Origin of the sequence: Streptomyces sp. SID13666 (assembly GCF_010548325.1) — a bacterium.
Lineage (GTDB): Bacteria > Actinomycetota > Actinomycetes > Streptomycetales > Streptomycetaceae > Actinacidiphila > Actinacidiphila fildesensis.
Map to the genome: position 1 here is coordinate 25,552 of NZ_JAAGLX010000049.1, position 21,529 is coordinate 47,080.

Sequence of the window (21,529 nt, forward strand, 5' to 3'; positions counted from 1 at the left end):
ATTCCGCGCCTTCCCGCACCCCGCCGGCCTGCCGGCGCGGTGTGCCCGAGCACGACAGGTTCCTGTTCTCTTGTCTTCTCCCGCAGTGACTCCTGCCGCGCGGCTGCGCGGCCTGCTCCCGGACTGGCTGAACAATCCGAAGGTCTGGCGCACCGAGGTGTTGGCCGGCCTGGTCGTCGCGCTCGCGCTGATCCCCGAAGCGATCTCGTTCTCGATCATCGCCGGAGTGGACCCGGCGATCGGTCTGTTCGCCTCGTTCACCATGGCCGTGACCATTTCCGTCGTCGGCGGACGCCGCGCGATGATCTCCGCCGCCACGGGTGCCGTCGCGCTCGTGATCGCGCCCCTCAACCGGGAACACGGCTTCGGCTACCTGGTCGCGGCCGTCATCCTGGCCGGCGTCATCCAGATCGTGCTCGGGGCGCTGGGCGTGGCGAAGCTGATGCGGTTCGTGCCGCGCTCGGTCATGGTCGGCTTCGTCAACGCCCTCGCGATCCTGATCTTCATGGCCCAGGTTCCCGAGATGCACGATGTGCCGTGGCCGGTTTACCCGCTGATCGCGGCCGGGCTGGCCCTGATGGTGTTCTTCCCGAAGGTCACCACCGTGATCCCGGCGCCGCTGGTCTCCATCGTCATCCTGACCGTGATCACCATCGCGGCCGGGATCGCGGTGCCGACGGTCGGTGACAAGGGCGCCCTGCCCTCCTCACTGCCGGTGCCGGGGCTGCCGGATGTGCCGTTCACGATGGACACCTTGACGACCATCGCCCCCTACGCGCTGGCGATGGCGCTGGTCGGCCTGATGGAGTCCTTGATGACGGCCAAGCTGGTCGACGAGATCACCGACACCCACTCCTCCAAGACGCGGGAGTCTATCGGCCAGGGCATCGCCAACATCGTCACCGGCTTCTTCGGCGGGATGGGCGGCTGCGCGATGATCGGCCAGACGATGATCAACGTGAAGGTCTCCGGCGCGCGCACCCGCCTGTCCACGTTCCTCGCGGGCGCGTTCTTGATGGTGCTGTGCATGGTCTTCGGCCCGGTCGTCTCCGACATCCCGATGGCCGCCCTGGTCGCCGTGATGGTGATGGTGTCCTTCGCGACGTTCGACTGGCACTCCATCGCCCCCAAGACGCTTCGGCGCATGCCTGCCGGTGAGATCACCGTCACGGTCATCACCGTGATCTGCGTGGTCGCCACGTCCAACCTCGCCATCGGCGTCGTCGTCGGCTCCATCACCGCCATGGTCATCTTCGCCAAACGCGTCGCCCACCTCGCGAACGTCACCTCTGTCACCGACCTCGCCAGCAGCACGGTGGTGTACTCCGTGACCGGTGAGCTGTTCTTCGCCTCCTCCAACGACCTCGTCGGCCAGTTCCACTACGCCACCGACCCCGACAAGGTCGTCATCGACCTGTCCGCCGCGCACATCTGGGACGCCTCCTCGGTGGCCGCCCTGGACGCCATCGAGACCAAGTACACCCAGCGCGGCAAGGCGGTGGAGATCATCGGCCTGAACGACTCCAGCGCAGACCTCCACGGCAAGCTCACCGGCGAACTCAGCAGCCACTGACCCGCTCCGACACGTCCCTTTGAAACCCCAGGTCATGACGGGCGGCGTTAAGAACCCGTAAAGTACGCGCTGGTGTGCCGGGAAGTCTGGTCGGCGATCGCTTTGGCGATCCCACCGCCAGGCGCTCGAGAGGCACCCCGTGACCCGAATCCATCCCGCCCCCGCCGGCTGCTTGCGGCAGGCGGCGCGATGAGCAACTGGCACGCCTGGGCGGCTCTGACGGTCTTCGCCGGCGCATACGTGCTGATCATCACCGAGTGGGTGCACCGGGTAGCAGCCGCGCTGGGCGGGGCGGCGGTGATGATGGCCCTGCGGGCCACGGACGCCGACGCGGCGTTCTTCTCCACCACCTCAGGTATCGACTGGAACGTCATCTTCCTGCTCCTGGGCATGATGATGATCGTCGCGGTACTGCGCCGCACCGGACTGTTCGAGTTCCTGGCGATCTGGGCGGTCAAACGCGCCCGTGCACGCCCCTTTCGGGTCTTGGTCATGCTGATAGTGATCACCGCCGGGGCGTCCGCACTGCTGGACAACGTCACGACCGTGCTGCTGGTCGCACCGGTCACCTTGGTGGTGTGCGAGCGTCTGGCACTGCCGGTGGCCCCGTTCCTGATCGCCGAGGTGCTGGCTTCCAACATCGGCGGGATAGCGACACTCGTCGGCGACCCGCCGAACATCATCATCGGCACCCGCGCGGACCTCACCTTCAACGACTTCGCCACCCACCTCGGACCACTGGCCGTGATCCTGACCGGGGTGCTGGTCCTCATGTCCCGGATCATGTTCCGCTCAGCGTTCGTCCACGACGAGGAACGCGCCACCGCAGTGCTGGCGATGAACGAGCGCGATGCGATCCGCGACCGGCGGCTGCTGCTCCAGGGCCTGGTCGTGCTCGCGGCCGTGGTCGCCGGATTCATCCTCCATCCGGTTCTGCACTACGAACCCAGCGTCGTGGCCCTGCTGGGGGCAGGGCTGCTGATCGCTCTCACCCCGGTCAGCACCGAAGAGGTGCTGCGGGAGGTGGAGTGGCCCACCCTGGCGTTCTTCGCCGGCCTGTTCGTCATGGTCGGCGCGCTCATCCAGACCGGCGTCATCACCACTGTGTCCACCGCGCTGGCCGACGCCACCGGCGGCAATGCCCTCGGTGCGGCGATGTTGTTGCTCGGGGGATCGGCGGTGCTGTCCGGCGTCGTCGACAACATCCCTTACGTCGCCACCATGGCCCCGATCACCGCGAGCCTGGCCACCACCATCGGCCCCGGTCACGGGCAGGTGCTGTGGTGGGCGCTGGCCGCTGGCGCGGACCTCGGTGGCAACGCCACGGCCATCGGTGCCTCCGCGAACGTCGTGGTCCTGGGCATCGCGGAACGCAACAAGACCCCCATCAGCTTCTGGACGTTCACCCGCTACGGCGCCCCGGTCGCCGCCGTCACTATCACGGTCAGCGCTGCCTACATATGGGTGCGCTACTTCGCCCTGACCTGACCTTCACATCACCGGGAACGGAACAGATCCGCGTGCCGCTCAACGTCTTTCGAGCTTGGCGGGACCGTACCCCGCGCCGCCTCGTCCACATCCACCGCAACGACCCCGCTCAGCTCGTGGTCAGCCTTCACGGCCGGATCAACCGCCAACAGACCGATCGGATCGGGTACCTGCTGGCCGGGCATGCTGCAGGGGGCCCCATCGAAATCCATCTCGACCTCGGCGACGTCGGCCTTCTGGCTGAACCCGCGCTGCTGTTCGTACCCCTCATCAACGCCCTGGCTCCCGGCACCTCCCTCACCATCCACCGCGCCCACCCAGAACACCGTAGAGCTTTGCACCGCCTCGGCTTCGACCGCATCCTGACCTACAACGACACCTCCGTCTGAGATTTGTCTTTGCGCCATTGGGCTGGCTGTGTCGGCTTCCGCGGGAGTCGTTCCACGCTGGGCCTGCTGGGCACACACGCGGCTTCAATGGAATGCTCTGCCTGACTGTGGACCATGTCGACGCCCGCTGTCCTTCCGACAGCAGGTAAAGATCACCAAGGGCCCGTCCCCGACCGCAACGGATTCTGCGAGTTCCACCTCCGCGACCCCGATGCCCACGTCATCAGCACTGACGGAGTCACCGGCTGACCTGCCGTCGCCGGACATCCCCGATGATCGAGGTCCACCGCCGCCGACCACTCCTCGCCCGTGATCAAGGCCAGCGTGCGGTGGATCCCGATGCGTGCTCGATCGCCGACATTCCTCCGAACAGCCCTCCCGGTACTAAAGGTTCAGGCCGCGCCGACTTCGCCCAGCAGCATGTCGGCAATCTGCTGCGCGATCGCCTCGGTGAGGCAGTTGCCAGTGCGCATCGCAACCCTGTCCGCGAAAGAAGGTCTGTATCGCCGAACATCGGCGCTGGGTGCGGTATTGGCCTGAGCGTCCAGGCGTTGGTGCGTCTGGGAATCTCGAAGGAGCTGGCCTCCCGTGCTAGGCGCTGCGTTCGGCCGAGATGCATGTCGTGCAGAGGATGCGTCGAGTAGCGCGCGGCAGGGTGGCGAGTCCCATGCCCATGGGTCGGTGCAGTTGGTTGGGTACCGTGTTCGCGTGTTCGCCGCACACGCCCGCACCGCAGGTGGGGCAGACCGCTACCGCGGGGGTGACGCGGTCGGTGAGCTTGTTGCAGTCGTAGCAGTTCATGGCTGACGTCCGTTCTCGTAGGGCGCGTGAGCGCATGCGAAAGCGACGCCCGCGCGACGTGGATCTGCGGCTGGTGGGCTGCTGCAGGATGAGGCCGACCTTGCTCGCGGCCTGGGCCTGGAAACCTGATTCGACTCCACGGCCGACGGCGACGCCTTCCTGCGCGACGTTGCCTGGCGCGTGATGCTGGCCGGTCTGGCCGAGCCGGAAGAGAGCTGGTGCCTGTGGCGATGTTCGAGGTCGGTCATGTCGCCGCGGCGCTGCTGATTCTGCGCGCCACGCAGCTGCTGCATCATGTCGCCCGGGACCTGACGGTCGGGCCGCGCGGAGTGGTGCGGTTAGGCGAGGGCGAGGAAGAGCTTTTCGAGTTCTTCCTCGGTCATGGGGGGCTGGTTCCCGTCGGTGTTGGTCATGCACTGGCGCATGCCGCTGGCGACGATTTTGAAGCCTGCGCGGTCAAGGGCCTTGGAGACGGCGGCGAGTTGGGTGACGACGTCTTTGCAGTCGCGGCCGGCTTCGATCATGGCGATGACGCCGGCGAGTTGCCCCTGGGCGCGGCGCAGGCGGTTGAGGACTGCGTTGACCGCGTCGTCGTCGACTTTCACCGGTGCCTCCTGGTCTTGTGCGCTCTCGCTTCATGGTACCCCAGGGGGTATCGGACCCGGATGGGTCAGCGGTCGCGGAGGGAGGCGAGGGTGGCGTCGAGGTCGCCCTGGTGGGGACGGTTGTGGGGGAGTTTGGCCAGAAGGGCGGCCATGCCGCAGGTGTTGGTGAGGGCGGAGAAGACGAGGCCGCTGGCGATGCCCGCGGAGGCGAGGCGGAAGGCGGGGCGCAGGCGGCCGAGGGCGAGGCCGGTGAGGACGACGGCGCCGGCGGTGAAGCGGACCTGGCGTTCCATGCTCCATGCGGTGCGTCGGGGGTCGTCGGGGTGGTGGAGGATGTGGCCGTCCGCAGCCCAGGCGCCGGTGCCGCCGGTGAGGGTGGCGGTGCTGATGCCGTGAGAGGCCAGGGTGTGGCAGGCGTTTTCGGAGCGGGCGCCGGAGGCGCAGACGACGAGGATGTCGCCGCGACGGGCGGCCTGGCGGATGTCGGGCAGAGCCCGGTCCAAGTGGTCGAGGGGGATGTTGAGGGCGTCGGGCAGGTGGCCGGTGGCGTATTCGCCGGGGGTGCGGACGTCCAGGACGATCAGTTCGTGCAGGCGGGTGCGGGCCTGGTCGGTGTCGAGGGCGCGGGGGTTGGTCATGATGCTGCGCTCCGTCCTTGTTGTCGGAAGTACCCGATTATGGATGCTATGTTACCCCTAGGGGGTATCTATCGGATCGTGCTCGAGGTGCGTCGCGCTGCGATTTGTTCAGTGGATGGCGTCGGTGAGCATGAGGGCGGCGACGGCCAGGAGCACGATCGCGAAGATGCGCTGCAGGGTGGGGCCGGAGATTTTGGCGGCGAGGCGTTTGCCGTCCCAGGCTCCGAGGATCGCGGCGCCGGCGAAGGGGGCGATGACCGCCCAGCGCAGGGGCGTGTCGGTACCGGCGCGGGCGGCGAGCGCGGCGAGGGAGTTGACGGTGATGACCAGGAGGCTGGTGCCCACCGCGGCGCGCATGCGCAGTCCGAGGACGGAGACGAGGGCGGGGACGGCGAGGAAGCCGCCGCCCACGCCGAGGAAGCCGGTGACCGCGCCCAGTCCGGCGCCCGCGCCGGCGGCCCGCGCCGGTCGGACGGTCCTGGGCCTCGGGTCGGGGTCGGGGGGCTTGAGCATCCTGAGGGCCGCGAGGGCCGCTATCCCGGCGAACGCGGCGGTCAGGGCCGCCTCGGGCAGGCGTGCGGCGAGGGTCGCCGCGGCGATCGCCGGCGGGATCCCTGCGGCTGCGAACAGCGCGCCGGTCTTCCAGCGGACGTTGCTCGAGGTCGCATGGGTGTACAGCGCGGTGGCGGAGGTGGCGGTGACGATGATCAGCGATGCGGTGGTGGCGGCGGCCGGGGTGAAGTCCAGGAGGTAGATCAGGGCGGGGACGGCCAGGACGCTGCCGCCGCCGCCGAGCGCACCGAGGGCCAGCCCGACGACGGCCCCGGCGATGAGAGCGAGGAGGAGGGCACTCACGCTATCCGGCCGCTGCTTCCGCGTTCGTCGACGACCGGCAGTCCGGCCGAAGCCCAGGCGTTCATACCGCCCTCGACGTCAACGGCCTCGGCGCCACGTCCGGTCAGGAGTTTGGCGGCCTGTTGGGAGCGGTGTCCGGAACGGCAGATCACCACCAGCGGCCGGCCCTCGGCGGTGGCGGGCAGGCCGGCGCCGGTGACGAGCCGGGAGAGCGGTACGTGCACGGCGCCGGGAGCGTGACCGGCGTTCCACTCGACGCGCTCGCGCACGTCGAGAAGGACCGCGTCACCGTCGGTGGTGCGCAGTCGGGCCTGGTCGGGGGTGACGCGGGCGGTGCCGCGGCGGAAGAGGAACATCCGTCTTCCTTCCAATCTCAGAGGGTCGGCTCAGTGGACGGATGCGCTGGTGGTGAGGGGCAAGCCGGCGTCGGTCGCGGCGCCGAAGGAGTCGTCGATGGCGACGACGTCGCGTCCGGCGGCGTCCAGCAGGGAAGCGGCGATGCCCGCGCGCATCCCGCCGGCGCAGTGCACCCACACCGTCCCGGCCGGTACGTCGGTCAGGCGCTGATGCAGGTGGTGGATGGGGATGTGCACGGAGCCTGCGATCCAGCCCTCGGCGCGTTCGGAGTCCCGGCGCACATCCAGGACCACGTCCGGGCCGGGGTCCTGGGCGGCGAGATCGGCGAAGGTGGCGCGGGGGAAGCTGCGCGGGGGGTGGCCGTCGGGTGTCCAGTCGCGGGGGGTGCCGGTGGCGGCAGCGGCCGGGCGGTCGATGCCGACGCGCACCAGTTCGCGCTGGGCGGCCGCCAGCTGGGCGGGCGACTCGGCGAGAAGGGTCACGGACTTGCCCCAGGGGATCATCCAGGCGAGGTAGGTGGCGATCTTCCCCTCCGCCTCGAAGTTGAACGATCCCGCGACGTGGCCCTCGGCGAACGCGATCCGGTTGCGCAGGTCCACCACCCATTCCCCGGCGGCCAGACGCGCGGAGATGCCGGCGGCGTCGGCCGGCGGGGGTGCGGTCAGATCCACCGGCTGGGGACCGGCGGCGTTGGCCGGGCCCATGTGCGCGTAATAGGCGGGCACGTCCTCCAGGTCGGCCAGCAAGTCGGCAACGAAGCTGTCGACGTCCTTGACCAGGGCGTCGTTGCCGGTCTTCTCCTTGCCGATGGTGGTGGCGTCACCCTCGGACCGGGAGGAGGAGCAGAAGCTCCCGAACCCGTGGGTGGGCAGCACCGGCGTCTCGTCCGGGAGTTCGGCGGCCAGCCGGTGCGCGGACGCGTGCTGGGCGCGAGCCAGCTGTTCGGTCAGCCGTGGCTCGACCAGGTCGGGGCGGCCCACTGAGCCGATCAGCAGCGACCCGCCGGTGAACACCGCCGCCACCGCCCCCCGCTCTTCGAGGACGTAGGAGGTGTGGTGCGGGGTATGGCCGGGAGTGGCCAGTGCCCGGAGGACGATGTCCCCGCCGACGCTCACCGTGTCGCCGTCGGCGACCGACGTGCGGGTGAAGGCGACGCGGGCGGCGGCGGGCACCAGGTAGGTGGCGCCGGTGACGCGGGCCAGATCCAGCCCGCCTGTGACGTAGTCGTTGTGCAGGTGGGTCTCCACCACGTGAGAGATCCGTACCCCTCGCGCGGCGGCCGCAGCCAGGACCCGGTCGATGTCGCGGGGCGGGTCGACCACCACGGCGGTGTCCGCGCCCCCCGCCAGGTAGCTGCGGTTTCCGAGGCCCTCGGTCTCGATGGTGTCGATGAAGAACACCTGGTTGCTCCTTTCGGCCGACATTTACCCCCGGGGGTATATTTCGAGGCTAGCACGGGTACCCCCGGGGGTATTTTTGGTACCGTCGGGAACTGTTCACCCAGGGCGACCGCCGCCCGCCCACGAAACCACCGACAAGGGATGACGCCATGCGCTACGACCGGACCGTTCACCTCGACACGGACTTCGCCACCACTGTCGCCGCCGTCCGCGAGGCCCTCGCCGGACAGGGCTTCGGCATCCTCACCGAGATCGACGTCACCGCCACCCTGAAGGCCAAGCTCGGCCACGACATGGAGGACTACCTGATCCTGGGCGCCTGCAACCCGCCGCTCGCCCGCCAGGCCCTGGACGCCGACCGCACCATCGGCCTGCTCCTGCCCTGCAACGTCGTGGTCCGCACCGACGGTGGGCGCACCGCCGTCCAGGCCCTGGACCCCGGCGTCATGGTCACCCTCACCGGCCTGCCCGCCCTCCAGCCCGTCGCCGAGGAGGCCACCCGCCGCCTCGACGCCGCCCTCAGCGCCCTCGAAACCACCGAGTGACCCCCGGCCACCACCCGGCCCTCGCTCCTAGCCCCGCATCCGCGTGTGAACCCTCGAAAGCCCCGGTCCGCCCTGAATCGCCACGATCGCTGCCGGAGTGCTCGCCGGAACTGCCCGGTGGATGCTCGTCGCGGCTGGCCTGGCCGCCGCTTGCGCAGGGGACTTCGGCCTCTGTTTCAGGCCCGCCGATGAACACGCCCGCCCGTGGGCGGGTCTGCGCACACGCCTGACCCACTGAACGGACACCAACTGCGGGACACGCGGCCCCCCGGGTAGGGGTGGCTCGCCCCTGCCGTCACCCTGCCGAAAAATACCCACTACTGCAGGTCCTCGCTGAGCATTCCCCGGCCCGCATCAGCGACCTCGCCGCCAGCACCGTCTCCGGCCTGGTCGGACAGATGATCACTGCCGGGCTGGTGGCCCGCGATTTTTCGACCCCGCCGACCGACGGGCCTCCGTCGTCACCCTCACCGACGCCGGATACTCCCAGCTCACCGCCTGGACCCAAGCACACGAACGCCGCCTGGGCGGCGCCCTTGCGGCCCTGTACGAGACGGACCGCGCGGTGGTCCGTGCCGCACTGCCCGCGCTCCTGCGGATCGCTGAACACCTCGACGACACCAGCGACTGACCCGCTCTGCTCCACCGGGCCTCCTTCTGCCGTCACAGGGCTTGGTGGGGCCTGCGGATGAACTACCGGGGAATTTCTGGATCGCGGGGGAGTCGCCGCAGTGGTGGTGGCCCCCCAGGCCCTGGTCGAGGTGCTCGGAGTGGTCATGTACGTCCGCCTGGTCCCTGCGGGCAAATCATCGTTCACGCCGATTGACCGTTTCCCGGTCAGTCGTGGGGCGGGAGGTTGCCGAGCTGGTGGTCGGCGGACCTGAGCGCTTCGTCGACGAGGCGCTTGAGGTGTCCGTGGCGCAGCGCGTAGATGACCCGGCGGCCGTCCTTGCGGGTGGTGACTAGGCCGGCCAGACGCAACCGGGCCAGGTGCTGGCTCACCGATGGCCGGGCGACTCCGCATGCCTCGGTGAGGGTGGTGACATCCGCCTCGCCCTCGGCGAGGCGTTCCAGCAGGGCCAGGCGGGTGCGGTCGGCCAGCAGCCCCAACACTTCTGCAGCCACGGCGTACCGCTCGCCTTCGTTGCGCTCCTGCGGGTCATGCGCACCTGATAGGTGCATGCGTGCACTCATACGCACATAATGGTTGGATGGGTGGTTGGTGTCCAGTCTGCCCGTTGGGCCGACCTCCGATCGGAAGGCGTGAGCTGTCGTGAGCGAGACGAGCGCACCCCACGAGCCCCACCGCGATGGGCATGGTCCGGGGGACAATAGAAGGAAACACGCGAAGCAGGGCGACCACCGGCACGGGGGAGGCGCGGCCGACGAACACAGCCACGACGACGATCACGGAACGGTTCATGCCCACGCGGGTCACGGGTCGGGCCGGTGGTCGCGACTCAGGCACCGTCTCGCGCATGTGCTGACACCGCACTCCCATGAGGCGGCGGACAAGGTCGACACGGCGATGGAGTCCTCCGCCGAAGGCATGCGGACGTTGTGGACCTCGCTGATCGTGCTCGGCGTCACCACCGTGCTCCAGGCCCTGGTGTTCGCGCTGTCCGGATCGGTGGCGCTGCTCGGCGACACGATCCACAACGGCGCCGACGCCCTGACCGCCGTGCCGCTGGGCATCGCGTTCATTCTCGGCCGACGGGCGGCGACCCGCCGCTTCACCTACGGCTTCGGCCGCGCCGAGGATCTGGCCGGTATCGCCATCCTGCTGACCATCGCCGCCTCCTCCGCCCTGGCCGCCTGCACCGCCATCGACCGGCTCCTGAACCCACAGCAGATCACCCACCTGCCCTGGGTCGCGGCCGCCGCGGTCGTCGGCTTCATCGGCAACGAATGGGTCGCCCGCTACCGCATCCGAACCGGCCGCAAGATCGGCTCTGCCGCGCTGGTCGCTGACGGCCTGCACGCCCGCACCGACGGCTTCACCTCCCTTGCCGTTCTGCTCGGCGCAGCAGGTGCGGCGTTCGGCTGGCGGCTCGCTGACCCGATCGTCGGGCTGCTCATCACCGCCGCGATCCTGATGGTTCTCAAGGACGCGGCCAAGGAGGTCTTCCGCCGCCTCATGGACGCCGTCGACCCCGCCCTGGTCGAGACGGCCGAGGCCGCTCTGCGGCAGGTGCCAGGTGTCCGAGAAGCCGGCGAGCTACGGATGCGATGGATCGGACACCAACTGCGCGCTGAGGCCACCATCGTCATCGACGGCTCTCTCAACCTGTGGTCGGCCCACCAGGTCGCAGTCGACGCCGAACATGCCCTGTTGCACGCCGTTCCCCGCCTGACGGCCGCTCTGATCCACCCCGACCCCACTCACACCGGGGAGGAAGACCCGCACGCCGCACTCATCCACCACCGGGCCGCATGACCCCACTGCACACCGGTCGGACATACACGCCCACAATCGGTCAGTGACTCAGCTATGCAGCAGGCTGGTGTCCGCGCCCGTGCGGTCCGGCGCGGCGGCTCGGTCACTGCGGCAGAGTCTGGGTGACGCGCCACAGGCAGCGCGGCAGGTCGCCTTCCTCGAAGCTGTGGACCTCGTCCAGAATCCAACCGTCGGCGAGGGCGTCGACCAGGGCGCGGGGGAAGAAGTGCACGGCGAATCCGCCGTGTTCGAAGATGTCGTCCCCGAGGTCGGTGCCGGTTCCGTAGTGGGAATCGCCGGTGTGGCGGACGGTGTAGACGAACGTCCCGCCGGGCCGCAGTACCCGCCCGATCTCGTCAACCAGGGCGCGGATGTCCTCCGTGGACAGCGCCATGCACAACAGCATGTGTGCGAAGACCGCGTCCACCGAGGCGTTGGGGAGGGTTAGCGGTTCGCGTACGTCGTGTACCGCTGTCGTCACCAGCCCGCCAAGCCCCTGGCTTATCGCCGCAGTACTCAGTTGCTCCAGGCCGACGGGGCTGAAGTCGGTGGCCTGCACGGTGAAGCCCTCGCGGGCGAACCTCAAGGCGTCGCGGCCGTGCCCGGCACCCAATTCCAGTACCTGCTTCGCACCGGCGGCGGCGAAGACTTGTACGGCGTGCAGGGCAGGGGCGGAGGGCTGTTCTCCATACATGCCCGGGTGGGCGGCGTAGGTGCTCTGCCAGTGCGCCCGCTGGGCCTCGGCCAGGTTCTGCTCGTCCGTCATTACGTCGTCCTCTTCCTGAAATGGGCGCAGGGCAGCTTAGAAGGACGTGCCGGTCCCGTGTGGGAGGCCCTGCGGGGGCGCCGGCGCCGGGGTGTGCCAGTGGTCGTGTGAGCCGGGCCAGTGGGCGGGGCCGTGGGCGTCGTCGGAATGGGGACTAACGGGCGTCCCGTCCCCGCCCTTGAAAAAGGTGTGAGAGGTGGGAGCGTGAGCGGGTGAGGGAGATGACGGCCAAGACCCTGCAATGCCGCTTTGACCAGCAAGAACACGACTGGTCCTGATCTTGGAGCTCGCTCTCGGTACTACACGGTACATGTGGGACCGCCAACTGCCCGAGCTGACCCGCCAGTGGCGGGTCCTGCGCTACGACCTGCCCGGCCACGGGGGTGCGCCCGCCGATCCCGCGACCTCGGTCACCGAGCTGGCGGACCGGCTGCTCGCCACCCTCGACCTGCTCGGCATCGACCGGTTCGGCTACGCGGGCTGCTCCCTCGGCGCGGCCGTCGGCGTCCGGATCGCGCTGGCGCGCCCCGACCGGGTCGCGGCGCTGGCCCTCGTCTCCTCCGCCGCCCGCCACGGCACCGCCGACGCGTGGCGGCAGCGCGGGGTCATCGTCCGGGCCAACGGCCTCGGGCAGTTCTCCTACACCGTCCCCGAGCGGTGGTTCACCGACGGCTACCGGGCCGCCCAGGGCGCCATCGTCGAATGGGCCGTGCAGATGGTGCGCACCACCGACGCGGAGTGCTACATCGCCGCGTGCGAGGCGCTGGCGGCGCACGACGTGCGCGACGAGCTGGGCCGGATCACCGTCCCGACCCTCGTGGTGGCCGGCGCGGACGACCCCGCGACGCCGCCCGCCGACGCCCGCGTCCTGGTCGCGGGGATCCCCGACGCCCGACTCGCCGTGGTGCCCGCCGCCTCCCACCTCACCCCGGTGGAGCAGCCCGCGGCCGTCGGCGAGCTGCTGGTACGGCACTTCGGCGCCGCCTGGACCGAGTCCGCCATCGCCTCCACCACCGCCGTGCTCCAGTCCCCGCCCGCCCCGCCGGCCGCCGAACAGCCCGCCGCGGTGCCGGCGGGCCGCGTCGACCCGTACGACGAGGGCCTGCGGATCCGCAGGGAAGTCCTGGGCGACGCGCATGTCGACCGGGCCGCCGCGGGGGCCGACGACTTCACCGGGGACTTCGAGGAGTTCATCACCCGCTACGCCTGGGGAGAGGTGTGGGCGCGGCCCGGCCTGGACCGGCGCACCCGCAGCATCATCACGCTGACGGCACTCACCGCCCGCGGGCACCTCGACGAGCTCGCCTCCCACACCCGCGCGGCGCTGCGCAACGGCCTCACCCCCGCCGAGATCAAGGAGACGCTGCTGCACACGGGCGTCTACTGCGGAGTGCCGGCCGCGGACGCCGCCTTCGCGGTCGCGCAGCGCGTGATCCAGGAGGAAACGTCCGTCGGCCGCCCCGCCGGTGATCCTCCGCAATGATGGTTCCCTGACGACCTGGTGACGACCTGGTGCACGTCGATATCGCTGATCACGTTCCGAGGAGCAGAGGAGCAACGGTGAAGCTGACCAAGAAGGGCCACGCCTGCGTCAGGCTGGAGAAGGACGGGCAGGTGCTCGTCATCGATCCCGGTGCCTTCACGGAGGAGGACGCCGCGGTCGGCGCCGAGGCGATCCTCATCACCCACGAGCACATCGACCACTTCAACGAGGACCGGCTGCGCCTCGCCCTGGACGCCAATCCGGCCGCCCAGGTCTGGACCCTCAAGAGCGTCGCCGACCAGGTGTCGGCCGCCTTCCCCGGCCGGGTGCACACCGTCGGCGAGGGTGACACCTTCAGCGCGGCGGGCTTCGACATCGAGGTGCACGGCCAGCTGCATGCCGTGATCCACCCGGACATCCCGCGGATCGCCAACCAGGGCTACGTGGTCGACGGCTCGGTCTTCCACCCCGGTGACGCCCTGACGGTCCCCGACCGCCCCGTCGACACCCTGCTGCTCCCGCTGCAGGCCCCCTGGAGCAAGTTCTCGGAGATCGTCGACTACCTCCGCGAGGTCAAGCCGCAGCGCGCCTTCGACGTCCACGACGGGCTGCTCACCGACATCGCGTTCATGATCTACGGCCGGATGCTCGGTCCTGACGGCCCCGGCATCGGCGGCGGCGAACACCGCCGGCTGGCCCCGGGCGAATCCGTCGAACTGGCCTGACGGCACGACCTGCGCGCACCGCCCCGGGGCCGCCCGGGGCGGGTCGGCTCGCGTCGGGGCGGGTCGGGACAGCCCGGGGCGGGTCGGCAGGAAGGTCCGGGGGCGGGTCCGGGGCGGTTGTCGGTGCCGGGCGGTAGATTCGGGTCCATGCGCATCGCCACCTGGAACGTCAACTCGATCACCGCCCGTCTGCCGCGCCTGCTCGCCTGGCTGGAGAGCACCGGCACGGATGTGCTGTGCCTCCAGGAGACCAAGTGCTCGCTGGAGCAGTTCCCCTTCGACGAGCTGCGCGAGCTCGGCTACGAGGCGGCCGTCAACGCCACCGGCCGGTGGAACGGCGTGGCGCTGCTGTCGAAGGTGGGCCTGGAGGACGTCGTGACCGGGCTGCCCGGCGGCCCCGAGTACGAGGGTGTGCTGGAGCCCCGCGCGGTCTCCGCCACCTGCGGCGGGGCCCGCGTCTGGTCGGTGTACGTGCCCAACGGCCGCGAGGTCGGGCACGAGCACTTCGCCTACAAGCTGGAGTGGTTCGGGGCGCTGCGCGCCGCGGTCGCCGAGGCCGCCGCGGGCCTGCGGCCCTTCGCCGTGCTGGGCGACTACAACGTCGCGCCCACCGACGAGGACGTGTGGGACCTGTCCCAGTTCGAGGGCGCCACCCACGTCACCCCCGAGGAGCGCGCCGCCCTGGCAGCCCTGCGCGACGCGGGTCTGACGGACGTGGTGCCGCGGCCGCTCAAGTACGACCGCCCGTACACCTACTGGGACTACCGCCAGCTGGGCTTCCCGAAGAACCGGGGCATGCGGATCGACCTGGTCTACGGCAACGAGCCCTTCGCCAAGGCGGTCACCGACTCGTACGTCGACCGTGAGGAGCGCAAGGGCAAGGGCGCCTCCGATCACGCCCCGGTCGTCGTGGATCTCGACGTCTGACCGCACCGGACCACTTACGAGGCGTACGGCCGGGCCCGGGACCGCATACAACCTGTCGATCCCGCGCCCGCCCGCCGCCCCGTACGCTCGGCGCTCATGAGCACCGTTGACCTGCCCTCCGCCAGCTTCGCCGTCCACGTACCCGACGCCGAACTGGAACCCGAGCCGCTCGATCCGGCCCAGATCGTGTCGGGCACGCCCGAGGTCACCGGCAAGGTGCTCTGGGAGTCGGCCGACGGGACCCGGCTGCGGGGGATTTGGCAGATCACCCCGGGCGTGGTGACCGACACCGAGGCCGACGAGATGTTCGTCGTGGTCAGCGGCCGGGCCACCGTCGAGGTGGCGGGCGGCGACACGCTCGAACTCGGCCCCGGCGTTGTCTGCGTCCTGCGCGAGGGGGACCGGACGACCTGGACGGTGCACGAGACGCTGCGCAAGGCCTACGCGATCGGCTGCTGACCCACCGCCCCCGAACACCAGCGGGGCAGGCGCGCCTGTAGAAGTCCGACCGCCCCGGGTGCGACGCTGAGCCGTATGGACATCCCCTTCCTGGACAAGTGGCGCAAGCGGAACGCGACGGCGCAAGGGGTCGCGGTCCGGGTCGGCGACCCGGACGCCGCGGGCGTGGCCGAGTTGCTGGCGGAGTGCGATCTGCTGCGCGCCCAGGCGGAGGACGCGGGGGTCGAACTCGACGACTCGCCCGGCTCGTTGACGGCTCTCGACCAGTTGGTCCCGCAGTGGCGCGACGATCCAGAGGTGCTGCCGTGGCTCGGCAACGACGCCGGTCTGTACCTCGGCACCGTCATCGTCCGCACCGTGCCCGGCGCGGTCTGGCAGGTGTGGCCGAACGGCCTGCCGGTGGTCAGGCTGGAGTCGGGCCGCGAGATCGACGTGGTCGCGATCGGCCACGCCTGGGCCGAGAGCGGCACGCCCGAGCTGTCCCAGACACTCGCCGAGGAGTCCGAGAACTGACGGCCCGCCGTCACCCGAACTGATGGACCGCGCCACCGGAATGCGACGGCAGGCAGGCGTGTCCGGCGCGCAATGACGCCTCCGCGCCCGGCCGTACGGTGCATGATGTCGGAAACGCACCAGTTGATCAGCTCGGTACCGGAGGCGCGACGTGGACTCCCTGCAGCAGATGCCGAATATCGGAGCGGTCCTTGCCGACCGCTTGCGCCGCGGCGGCGTCGAGGACGCCGGCGAACTGCGCCGGCTCGGCGCCGGCCGTGCCTTCGAGAAGATCCGCGAGGACCTTCCCGAGGACGCCTGCACGCACACCCTGCTCGCACTCGAAGGCGCGATCCGCGGCACCCGCTGGACCGCCATCCCGCAGACCGAACGCGACACCCTCGTCAACCGGGTCCTGGGCTGACCCGGGGCCGCACCCGACCGGCCCGATCCCGCGCCGACCGTACCCCTGCCGACCGGACCCGCGCCGTTCAGCGGCGCGGGCCGTCGGCGATCCCGCGCACCGCACATCAGGTTATTGGCGGCAGTCTGCGTGTCGGCGCGATATGCGGATTTGAAGGGATAGGTTGCCCATTCGTTGACTGTCCGACGGGGTGAGAGTGAGCTGGGCTGCGCATGGATCCACTGATCGTCCTGAGTGGTGTCAACAAGCACTTCGGACAGTTGCATGTGCTGCGGGACATCGACCTGACCGTCGGCCGCGGCGAGGTCGTGGTCGTCATCGGTCCTTCGGGGTCGGGCAAGTCCACGCTGTGCCGGGCGATCAACCGACTGGAGCCGGTCGAGTCGGGCACCATCACCATCGACGGCCGGCCGCTGCCCTCCGAGGGCAAGGAACTGGCCAAGCTGCGCGCCGACGTCGGCATGGTGTTCCAGTCCTTCAACCTCTTCGCGCACAAGACGGTGCTGCAGAACGTCGCGCTGGCGCCGGTCAAGGTACGCGGCCGCAGCCGCGCCGACGCGGACAAACGGGCCAGGGAACTGCTCGACCGGGTGGGCCTGCTGGCGCATGCCGACAAGTACCCCGCGCAGATGTCCGGCGGGCAGCAGCAGCGGGTGGCGATCGCCCGCGCGCTGGCCATGGACCCCAAGGCACTGCTCTTCGACGAGCCGACCTCCGCGCTCGACCCGGAGATGATCAACGAGGTGCTGGAGGTCATGCAGCAGCTCGCCCGGGACGGGATGACGATGGTCGTCGTCACCCATGAGATGGGCTTCGCCCGCTCCGCCGCCAACCGGGTCGTGTTCATGGCCGACGGCCTGATCGTCGAGGACCGGGTCCCGGAGGAGTTCTTCACCGCGCCGCGCAGTGAGCGCGCCAAGGACTTCCTGTCCAAGATCCTCCACCACTGACGACCCGGGACCGCCATGCGACGCAAGAACAGGCACATCGCGCTGCTCGCCGTGGCCGCGGCCCTGCTGGTGGGCTGCGGCAAGGAGGGAAGTCCGCCCACGAAGGGCCCGAGCTCCGACGATCTGCCCACCTACAAGGTGGACCGGAACTTCTCCCTCCCCGACTCGAAGACGTGGAGCTCCGCCCACCGGCGCGGCAAGATCGTCGTCGGGGTCAAGGACGACCAGCCGTACCTCGGCCAGCGCGACCCGGCCAACGGCACGTACGCGGGCTTCGACGTCGAGATCGCCCGGATGCTCGCCGCGTCGCTCGGCTTCGGCCTCGACCAGATCCAGTACAAGTCGGTGGCCTCCGCCAACCGCGAGACCGCGCTCAGCAACGGCCAGATCGACTACTACGTCGGCACGTACACGATCAACGACAAGCGCAAGCAGCAGGTCGGCTTCGCCGGTCCGTACTACGTCGCGGGCCAGGGCCTGCTGGTGCGCAAGGACGAGAACGACATCAAGGGCCCGGAGGACCTGAAGGGCAAGAAGGTCTGCTCGGCCGCCGGTTCCACCCCGATCCAGCGCATCGAGTCGGACTACCCCGACGCCATCCCCGTCACCTACGACACCTACTCCGTCTGCGTGGACAACCTGCTGACCTTCCAGGTCGACGCCGTCACCACCGACGACTCGATCCTGCTGGGCTACGCGGCCAAGGCACCCGACGAGATGAAGCTCGTCGGCAAGGCGTTCTCCAAGGAGCCCTACGGGGTCGGCGTGGCCAGGAGCGACAACGCTCTGCGGCTCGCGCTCGACGACGCGATCGTGGCCCACGAGAAGAACGGCGACTGGAAGAAGGCGTACGACGCGACCCTCGGCCTGTCCGGGGTCCCGGCGCCCACCCCGCCCGCCGTCGACCGGTACTGAGAGGGCCGCCGCACATGAACGTACTGCTCGACAACTTCTCCCTCTACGGCAAGGGTTTCCTCGGCACCCTCGAACTGACCCTGTACGCGGGTGTGCTGGCACTGGTCGGCGGCGTGATCATCGCCGGCTTCCGGGTCTCGCCGGTCAAGGCGCTGCGCGTCTTCGGCACCACCTGGGTCACCGTGCTGCGCAACACCCCGCTGACCCTGCTGTTCTTCGCGGTGCTGCTGGGACTGCCGCGGTTCGGGCTGCGGCTGCCGTTCACCACCTTCGCGGTCCTCGCGCTGGCCTGCTACACCTCGGCGTTCATCTGCGAGGCGGTCAGGTCGGGCATCAATACCGTGCCGCTGGGCCAGGGCGAGGCCGCCCGCAGCCTCGGCATGACGTTCATCCAGACCCTGAACCTGGTGGTGCTCCCGCAGGCGGGCCGCGCGGTCATCTCGCCGATCGGCTCGACGCTCATCGCGCTCGCCAAGAACTCCGCGATCGCCGGCTCCTTCTCGGTCACCGAACTGCTCGGCACCTACAAGCCCCTCAACGAGCTGGGCTACAGCATCATCTGGTCCTTCATCTGGATCGCGGTCGGCTACCTGATCATCACGCTGTCGATCAGCCTGCTCTTCAACGTGCTGGAGAAGAAGATGGGGGTCGTGCGATGAGCAGTGCGCTGTACGACATTCCGGGCCCGAAGGCGCTGGCGCGCCACCGGCTCTACGCGTGGATCACCACCGCCCTGCTGGCGGCGCTGGTCGGCTGGATCATCTACATGCTGATCCACACCGGCCAGTTCGAGTCGACCAAGTGGGTGCCGTTCGAGTACCAGGGCATCCAGCGGCTGCTGCTGACCGGGCTCGCCAACACCCTCAAGGCGTTCATCTGGGCGGCGGTGCTCTCGCTCGCCTTCGGCGCGCTGTTCGCCGCCGGCCGGCTCTCCGAGCACCGGGTGATCCGCTGGGTGAGCACCCTGGTGGTGGAGTTCTTCCGGGCGATGCCGCTGCTGGTGATGATCTTCTTCATCTTCATCGCGCTCAAGGTCGAGCCGATGATGGCGCTGATCACCGGTCTGACGCTCTACAACGGCTCGGTGCTCGCGGAGGTCTTCCGTACCGGTGTGAACTCCGTGTCGCGCGGCCAGGGCGAGGCCGCCTACGCGCTCGGGATGCGCAAGACACAGGTGATGACGTACATCCTGGTGCCGCAGGCGGCCCGCGCGATGCTGCCCGCGATCATCAGCCAGCTGGTGGTGGCGCTGAAGGACACCTCGCTCGGCTACCTCATCACCTATGAGGAGTTCCTCTACAACGGCAAGCTCATCGCCACCAATCTCGACTACGACCTGCCGTTCATCCCGGTCGTGATGGTGATCGCGCCGATCTACATCGGGATGTGCATGCTGCTGTCATGGTTCGCGAACTGGCTGGCGCGCCGCGAACGGCACAACCCCAAGACGAAGGGCACGCCGGTCGCGACGACGCCACCGCAGCAGATCTGACGGATCTGCCGGCGCGTTACTGGTCGTGCAGCGGGACCGACAGCCAGGACGGGTCGGACGCCGGCGACGAGACGGTGACCGTGGAGAAGAGCGGGTTCTGCTCGATGTAGAGCGGGTCGACGGTGTCGACGACCAGCGCCAGCCGGTGGCCGGCCGGCACGTCGTAGGCGGTGGAGAGCAGGTCGATGTCGGTGGTGAAGGCCTTGCCGGGGGTGCGTCCGACCCAGGTGTAGGGCGCGTGCGTGACCAGCTTGCCGATGCCCAGGGAGTCGACGTCGTAGAGGTACGCGATGACGGTTCCGCCGGCGGCCGACGGGGTCAGCGTGGTGTGCAGCGTCGAGGTGCCGCGGACGTGCTGGGCGGTGCCGTACGCGGCGGACTGCCAGACGGTGGCGAAGGCGCGCGGCAGCAGCGGGATCGACGCGACGGGCGGGGCCTGGGCGAACTGGTCGAGCAGGCTGGACAGGAAGATGATCCCGCCGTCGGCGCCCGAGTCGACATTGGTGCCGATGGTGGTGCGCCAGCCGGAACCGGCGTCGCCGCCGAGCTCTCCGGTGCGCAGCCCCTTGGCGCCGAGCTTGAGGGTGGTGGTCCGTGACGGGACCGCGGACCAGCTGTCGTAGCTCTCGTAGGCGCCGGTGGAACGGGACTTGAGCTGGACCGGCTGCTCGTGGTCGATGCCGTTGTCCACGCCCTTGAGGTAGTGGTCGAGCCACCGCCTGGAGCTGGCCCAGGTGTCGTTGGGCAGGCCGAGCAGGCCGGTCGCCTCGGCGGTGGCGTGGTCGCCGGGCCGGAACTCGAGGCGCTTGGGGCCGGTCAGCTTCTCGTAGAACTTCGCGTACTGGTTGGGCGGGAAGAGGCTGTCGCCCCAGGCGTTGGCGAGCATGACCGCCGTGCCGTTGGCGTTCAGCTGGTCCAGGTAGGTCACGGGGGAGCGGAGCTTCCCCCAGGCGATCATCTCGTCCTCGGCGGCGAGGTTCGCGGTGAGGAAGTTGCCCAGGATCTTCTGGAGTTCGGGGCTCGGACGGCCGGTGAGGTAGCCCGCGCCGCCGAGCAGGGCGGCGGCCTGCAGATGCGGGGTGCGGCCCTGGTAGATCGAGTCGATGAGGTCGGCCCAGCCGCTGAGCGCGACGACGGCTTTGATGCGCGGGTCGTGCGCGGCGCCGAGCAGGCCGATGCCGGCGCCGTACGAGACGCCCGCCATCCCGATGTGGTCGGGGTCGGCCGGGGTGTTGGCGAGCGTCCAGTCGATGACCTTGGACACGTCGGCGACATCGGGCGGTCCCGCGGTCTCGATCTGTCCGCCGGAGAGCCAGAAGCCGCGCGAGGTGTAGCTGACGACGACGTACCCGGAGTCCGCGAGCTGCTTGGCCTGGGCGATGTACTCGAGGTCGTTGATGGCCCAGCTGCTCGGGAGCACGACGACGGGGTAGCGCTGCGAGCCGTCGTGTCCGCCGGGGGTGAAGACGTTGCCCTTGAGCGTGATGCCGCCGGAGCCCGGAATGTCGACGAACCGGAAGGTCGACGCGGCCGCGGCCTGCGCGCTGGCGGCGGTGACCACGGTGGGTGCCGGAGCGGCTTGTGCCAGCGGGGCCAGACCGAATGCCGTGGAGGCGAGCAGCGCCGCGCCGACGACACCTGCTGTGGTTGCTCTCATGACTGCTCCTGTCTGGCCGGATGCAAAGTGACTGGAGAGTAACCTCGCGGCCTTACCGGCGGTAATAGGCGTGCATGTTACGCACGGGTAACGATCTGAGGGCGGTGGGGCGCCCTTGAGACGCCGGAGGCGCACCCGGGGCAGGTGGCGG

22 protein-coding genes and 2 pseudogenes are annotated in these 21,529 nt (G+C 69.7%); 15 read left to right on the forward strand and 9 right to left on the reverse strand.

Features of this window, described 5'->3' with window-relative positions; genetic code table 11:
* Positions 1 to 70: 70 nt before the first annotated feature.
* The 3 genes from G3I60_RS37205 (at position 71) to G3I60_RS37215 (ending at position 3,450) form a co-directional block, all read left to right on the forward strand.
* Positions 71 to 1,573 (forward strand): SulP family inorganic anion transporter, encoded by a 1,503-nt coding sequence (locus tag G3I60_RS37205; RefSeq protein WP_164297671.1) that lies wholly within the window; start codon positions 71 to 73, stop codon positions 1,571 to 1,573.
* A gap of 189 nt (positions 1,574 to 1,762) precedes the next feature.
* Positions 1,763 to 3,061: an SLC13 family permease gene (locus tag G3I60_RS37210; protein ID WP_164297669.1), complete on the forward strand. Its 1,299-nt coding sequence runs from the start codon at positions 1,763 to 1,765 to the stop codon at positions 3,059 to 3,061.
* A gap of 32 nt (positions 3,062 to 3,093) precedes the next feature.
* A complete protein-coding gene (locus tag G3I60_RS37215; protein WP_164297668.1) occupies positions 3,094 to 3,450 on the forward strand; it encodes a hypothetical protein in 357 nt (118 codons plus the stop codon).
* Positions 3,451 to 4,041: 591 nt separating this feature from the next.
* Here the strand turns inward: G3I60_RS37215 and G3I60_RS37220 are convergent.
* From G3I60_RS37220 to G3I60_RS37245, 6 genes are all read right to left on the reverse strand, one after another.
* On the reverse strand, positions 4,042 to 4,251 hold the full coding sequence (locus G3I60_RS37220; protein WP_164297666.1) for a DUF2180 family protein: 210 nt from the start codon (positions 4,249 to 4,251) through the stop codon (positions 4,042 to 4,044).
* A 338-nt stretch (positions 4,252 to 4,589) separates the two neighbouring features.
* Complete coding sequence (locus G3I60_RS37225; RefSeq protein ID WP_164297664.1) at positions 4,590 to 4,856, reverse strand: metal-sensitive transcriptional regulator; 267 nt, start codon at positions 4,854 to 4,856, stop codon at positions 4,590 to 4,592.
* 65 nt (positions 4,857 to 4,921) lie between these two features.
* The gene (locus tag G3I60_RS37230; RefSeq protein WP_164297662.1) at positions 4,922 to 5,494 is read right to left on the reverse strand and encodes a rhodanese-like domain-containing protein; all 573 of its coding nucleotides are present in this window, start codon (positions 5,492 to 5,494) and stop codon (positions 4,922 to 4,924) included.
* 108 nt (positions 5,495 to 5,602) lie between these two features.
* Positions 5,603 to 6,349: a sulfite exporter TauE/SafE family protein gene (locus G3I60_RS37235; protein ID WP_164297660.1), complete on the reverse strand. Its 747-nt coding sequence runs from the start codon at positions 6,347 to 6,349 to the stop codon at positions 5,603 to 5,605.
* Positions 6,346 to 6,705 carry a rhodanese-like domain-containing protein gene (locus G3I60_RS37240; RefSeq protein WP_164297658.1) on the reverse strand — a complete coding sequence of 120 codons (360 nt, stop codon included), beginning with the start codon at positions 6,703 to 6,705 and terminating at the stop codon, positions 6,346 to 6,348. Before G3I60_RS37240 ends, G3I60_RS37235 begins: the two co-directional genes overlap by 4 nt.
* Before the next feature lie 30 nt (positions 6,706 to 6,735).
* Positions 6,736 to 8,106, reverse strand: a complete 1,371-nt coding sequence (locus G3I60_RS37245) for an MBL fold metallo-hydrolase (RefSeq protein ID WP_164297656.1) — start codon at positions 8,104 to 8,106, stop codon at positions 6,736 to 6,738.
* 149 nt (positions 8,107 to 8,255) lie between these two features.
* Between G3I60_RS37245 and G3I60_RS37250 the strand changes: the two genes are divergently transcribed.
* Complete coding sequence (locus G3I60_RS37250) at positions 8,256 to 8,651, forward strand: DUF302 domain-containing protein (protein ID WP_164297655.1); 396 nt, start codon at positions 8,256 to 8,258, stop codon at positions 8,649 to 8,651.
* Positions 8,652 to 9,488: 837 nt separating this feature from the next.
* Here the strand turns inward: G3I60_RS37250 and G3I60_RS37255 are convergent.
* Positions 9,489 to 9,845: a helix-turn-helix transcriptional regulator gene (locus tag G3I60_RS37255; protein ID WP_164297653.1), complete on the reverse strand. Its 357-nt coding sequence runs from the start codon at positions 9,843 to 9,845 to the stop codon at positions 9,489 to 9,491.
* Between the two features lie 262 nt (positions 9,846 to 10,107).
* Here G3I60_RS37255 and G3I60_RS37260 point away from each other — a divergent pair.
* Positions 10,108 to 11,088 (forward strand): annotated as a pseudogene (locus G3I60_RS37260) (cation diffusion facilitator family transporter); the annotation flags it as partial.
* A 103-nt stretch (positions 11,089 to 11,191) separates the two neighbouring features.
* Here the strand turns inward: G3I60_RS37260 and G3I60_RS37265 are convergent.
* Positions 11,192 to 11,854 carry a class I SAM-dependent methyltransferase gene (locus tag G3I60_RS37265; protein WP_164297651.1) on the reverse strand — a complete coding sequence of 221 codons (663 nt, stop codon included), beginning with the start codon at positions 11,852 to 11,854 and terminating at the stop codon, positions 11,192 to 11,194.
* A gap of 221 nt (positions 11,855 to 12,075) precedes the next feature.
* Between G3I60_RS37265 and pcaC the strand changes: the two are divergent.
* The 10 genes and pseudogenes from pcaC to G3I60_RS37315 all read left to right on the forward strand — a co-directional run bounded on the left by pcaC (position 12,076) and on the right by G3I60_RS37315 (position 19,721).
* Positions 12,076 to 13,337 (forward strand): annotated as a pseudogene (gene pcaC, locus G3I60_RS37270) (4-carboxymuconolactone decarboxylase).
* A gap of 77 nt (positions 13,338 to 13,414) precedes the next feature.
* Entirely contained in the window at positions 13,415 to 14,062 is a 648-nt protein-coding gene (locus tag G3I60_RS37275; RefSeq protein ID WP_138355576.1) for an MBL fold metallo-hydrolase, read from the forward strand.
* Between the two features lie 147 nt (positions 14,063 to 14,209).
* Positions 14,210 to 14,989 carry an exodeoxyribonuclease III gene (locus tag G3I60_RS37280; RefSeq protein ID WP_164608318.1) on the forward strand — a complete coding sequence of 260 codons (780 nt, stop codon included), beginning with the start codon at positions 14,210 to 14,212 and terminating at the stop codon, positions 14,987 to 14,989.
* A 96-nt stretch (positions 14,990 to 15,085) separates the two neighbouring features.
* Complete coding sequence (locus G3I60_RS37285) at positions 15,086 to 15,448, forward strand: cupin domain-containing protein (protein ID WP_138355574.1); 363 nt, start codon at positions 15,086 to 15,088, stop codon at positions 15,446 to 15,448.
* A 75-nt stretch (positions 15,449 to 15,523) separates the two neighbouring features.
* Positions 15,524 to 15,961, forward strand: coding sequence for a DUF6278 family protein (locus tag G3I60_RS37290; RefSeq protein ID WP_138355573.1), 438 nt, complete (start codon positions 15,524 to 15,526; stop codon positions 15,959 to 15,961).
* Between the two features lie 151 nt (positions 15,962 to 16,112).
* Complete coding sequence (locus G3I60_RS37295) at positions 16,113 to 16,364, forward strand: TfoX/Sxy family DNA transformation protein (RefSeq protein ID WP_138355572.1); 252 nt, start codon at positions 16,113 to 16,115, stop codon at positions 16,362 to 16,364.
* A gap of 206 nt (positions 16,365 to 16,570) precedes the next feature.
* Positions 16,571 to 17,314, forward strand: coding sequence for an amino acid ABC transporter ATP-binding protein (locus G3I60_RS37300; protein WP_138355571.1), 744 nt, complete (start codon positions 16,571 to 16,573; stop codon positions 17,312 to 17,314).
* A 15-nt stretch (positions 17,315 to 17,329) separates the two neighbouring features.
* Complete coding sequence (locus tag G3I60_RS37305; RefSeq protein WP_164297647.1) at positions 17,330 to 18,229, forward strand: glutamate ABC transporter substrate-binding protein; 900 nt, start codon at positions 17,330 to 17,332, stop codon at positions 18,227 to 18,229.
* 14 nt (positions 18,230 to 18,243) lie between these two features.
* Entirely contained in the window at positions 18,244 to 18,888 is a 645-nt protein-coding gene (locus tag G3I60_RS37310) for an amino acid ABC transporter permease (RefSeq protein ID WP_138355569.1), read from the forward strand.
* Positions 18,885 to 19,721 carry an amino acid ABC transporter permease gene (locus G3I60_RS37315; protein WP_138355568.1) on the forward strand — a complete coding sequence of 279 codons (837 nt, stop codon included), beginning with the start codon at positions 18,885 to 18,887 and terminating at the stop codon, positions 19,719 to 19,721. Before G3I60_RS37310 ends, G3I60_RS37315 begins: the two co-directional genes overlap by 4 nt.
* 16 nt (positions 19,722 to 19,737) lie before the next feature.
* Here G3I60_RS37315 and G3I60_RS37320 read toward each other — a convergent pair whose 3' ends face one another.
* Positions 19,738 to 21,378: a CocE/NonD family hydrolase gene (locus G3I60_RS37320; protein ID WP_164297646.1), complete on the reverse strand. Its 1,641-nt coding sequence runs from the start codon at positions 21,376 to 21,378 to the stop codon at positions 19,738 to 19,740.
* Positions 21,379 to 21,529 lie beyond the last annotated feature (151 nt).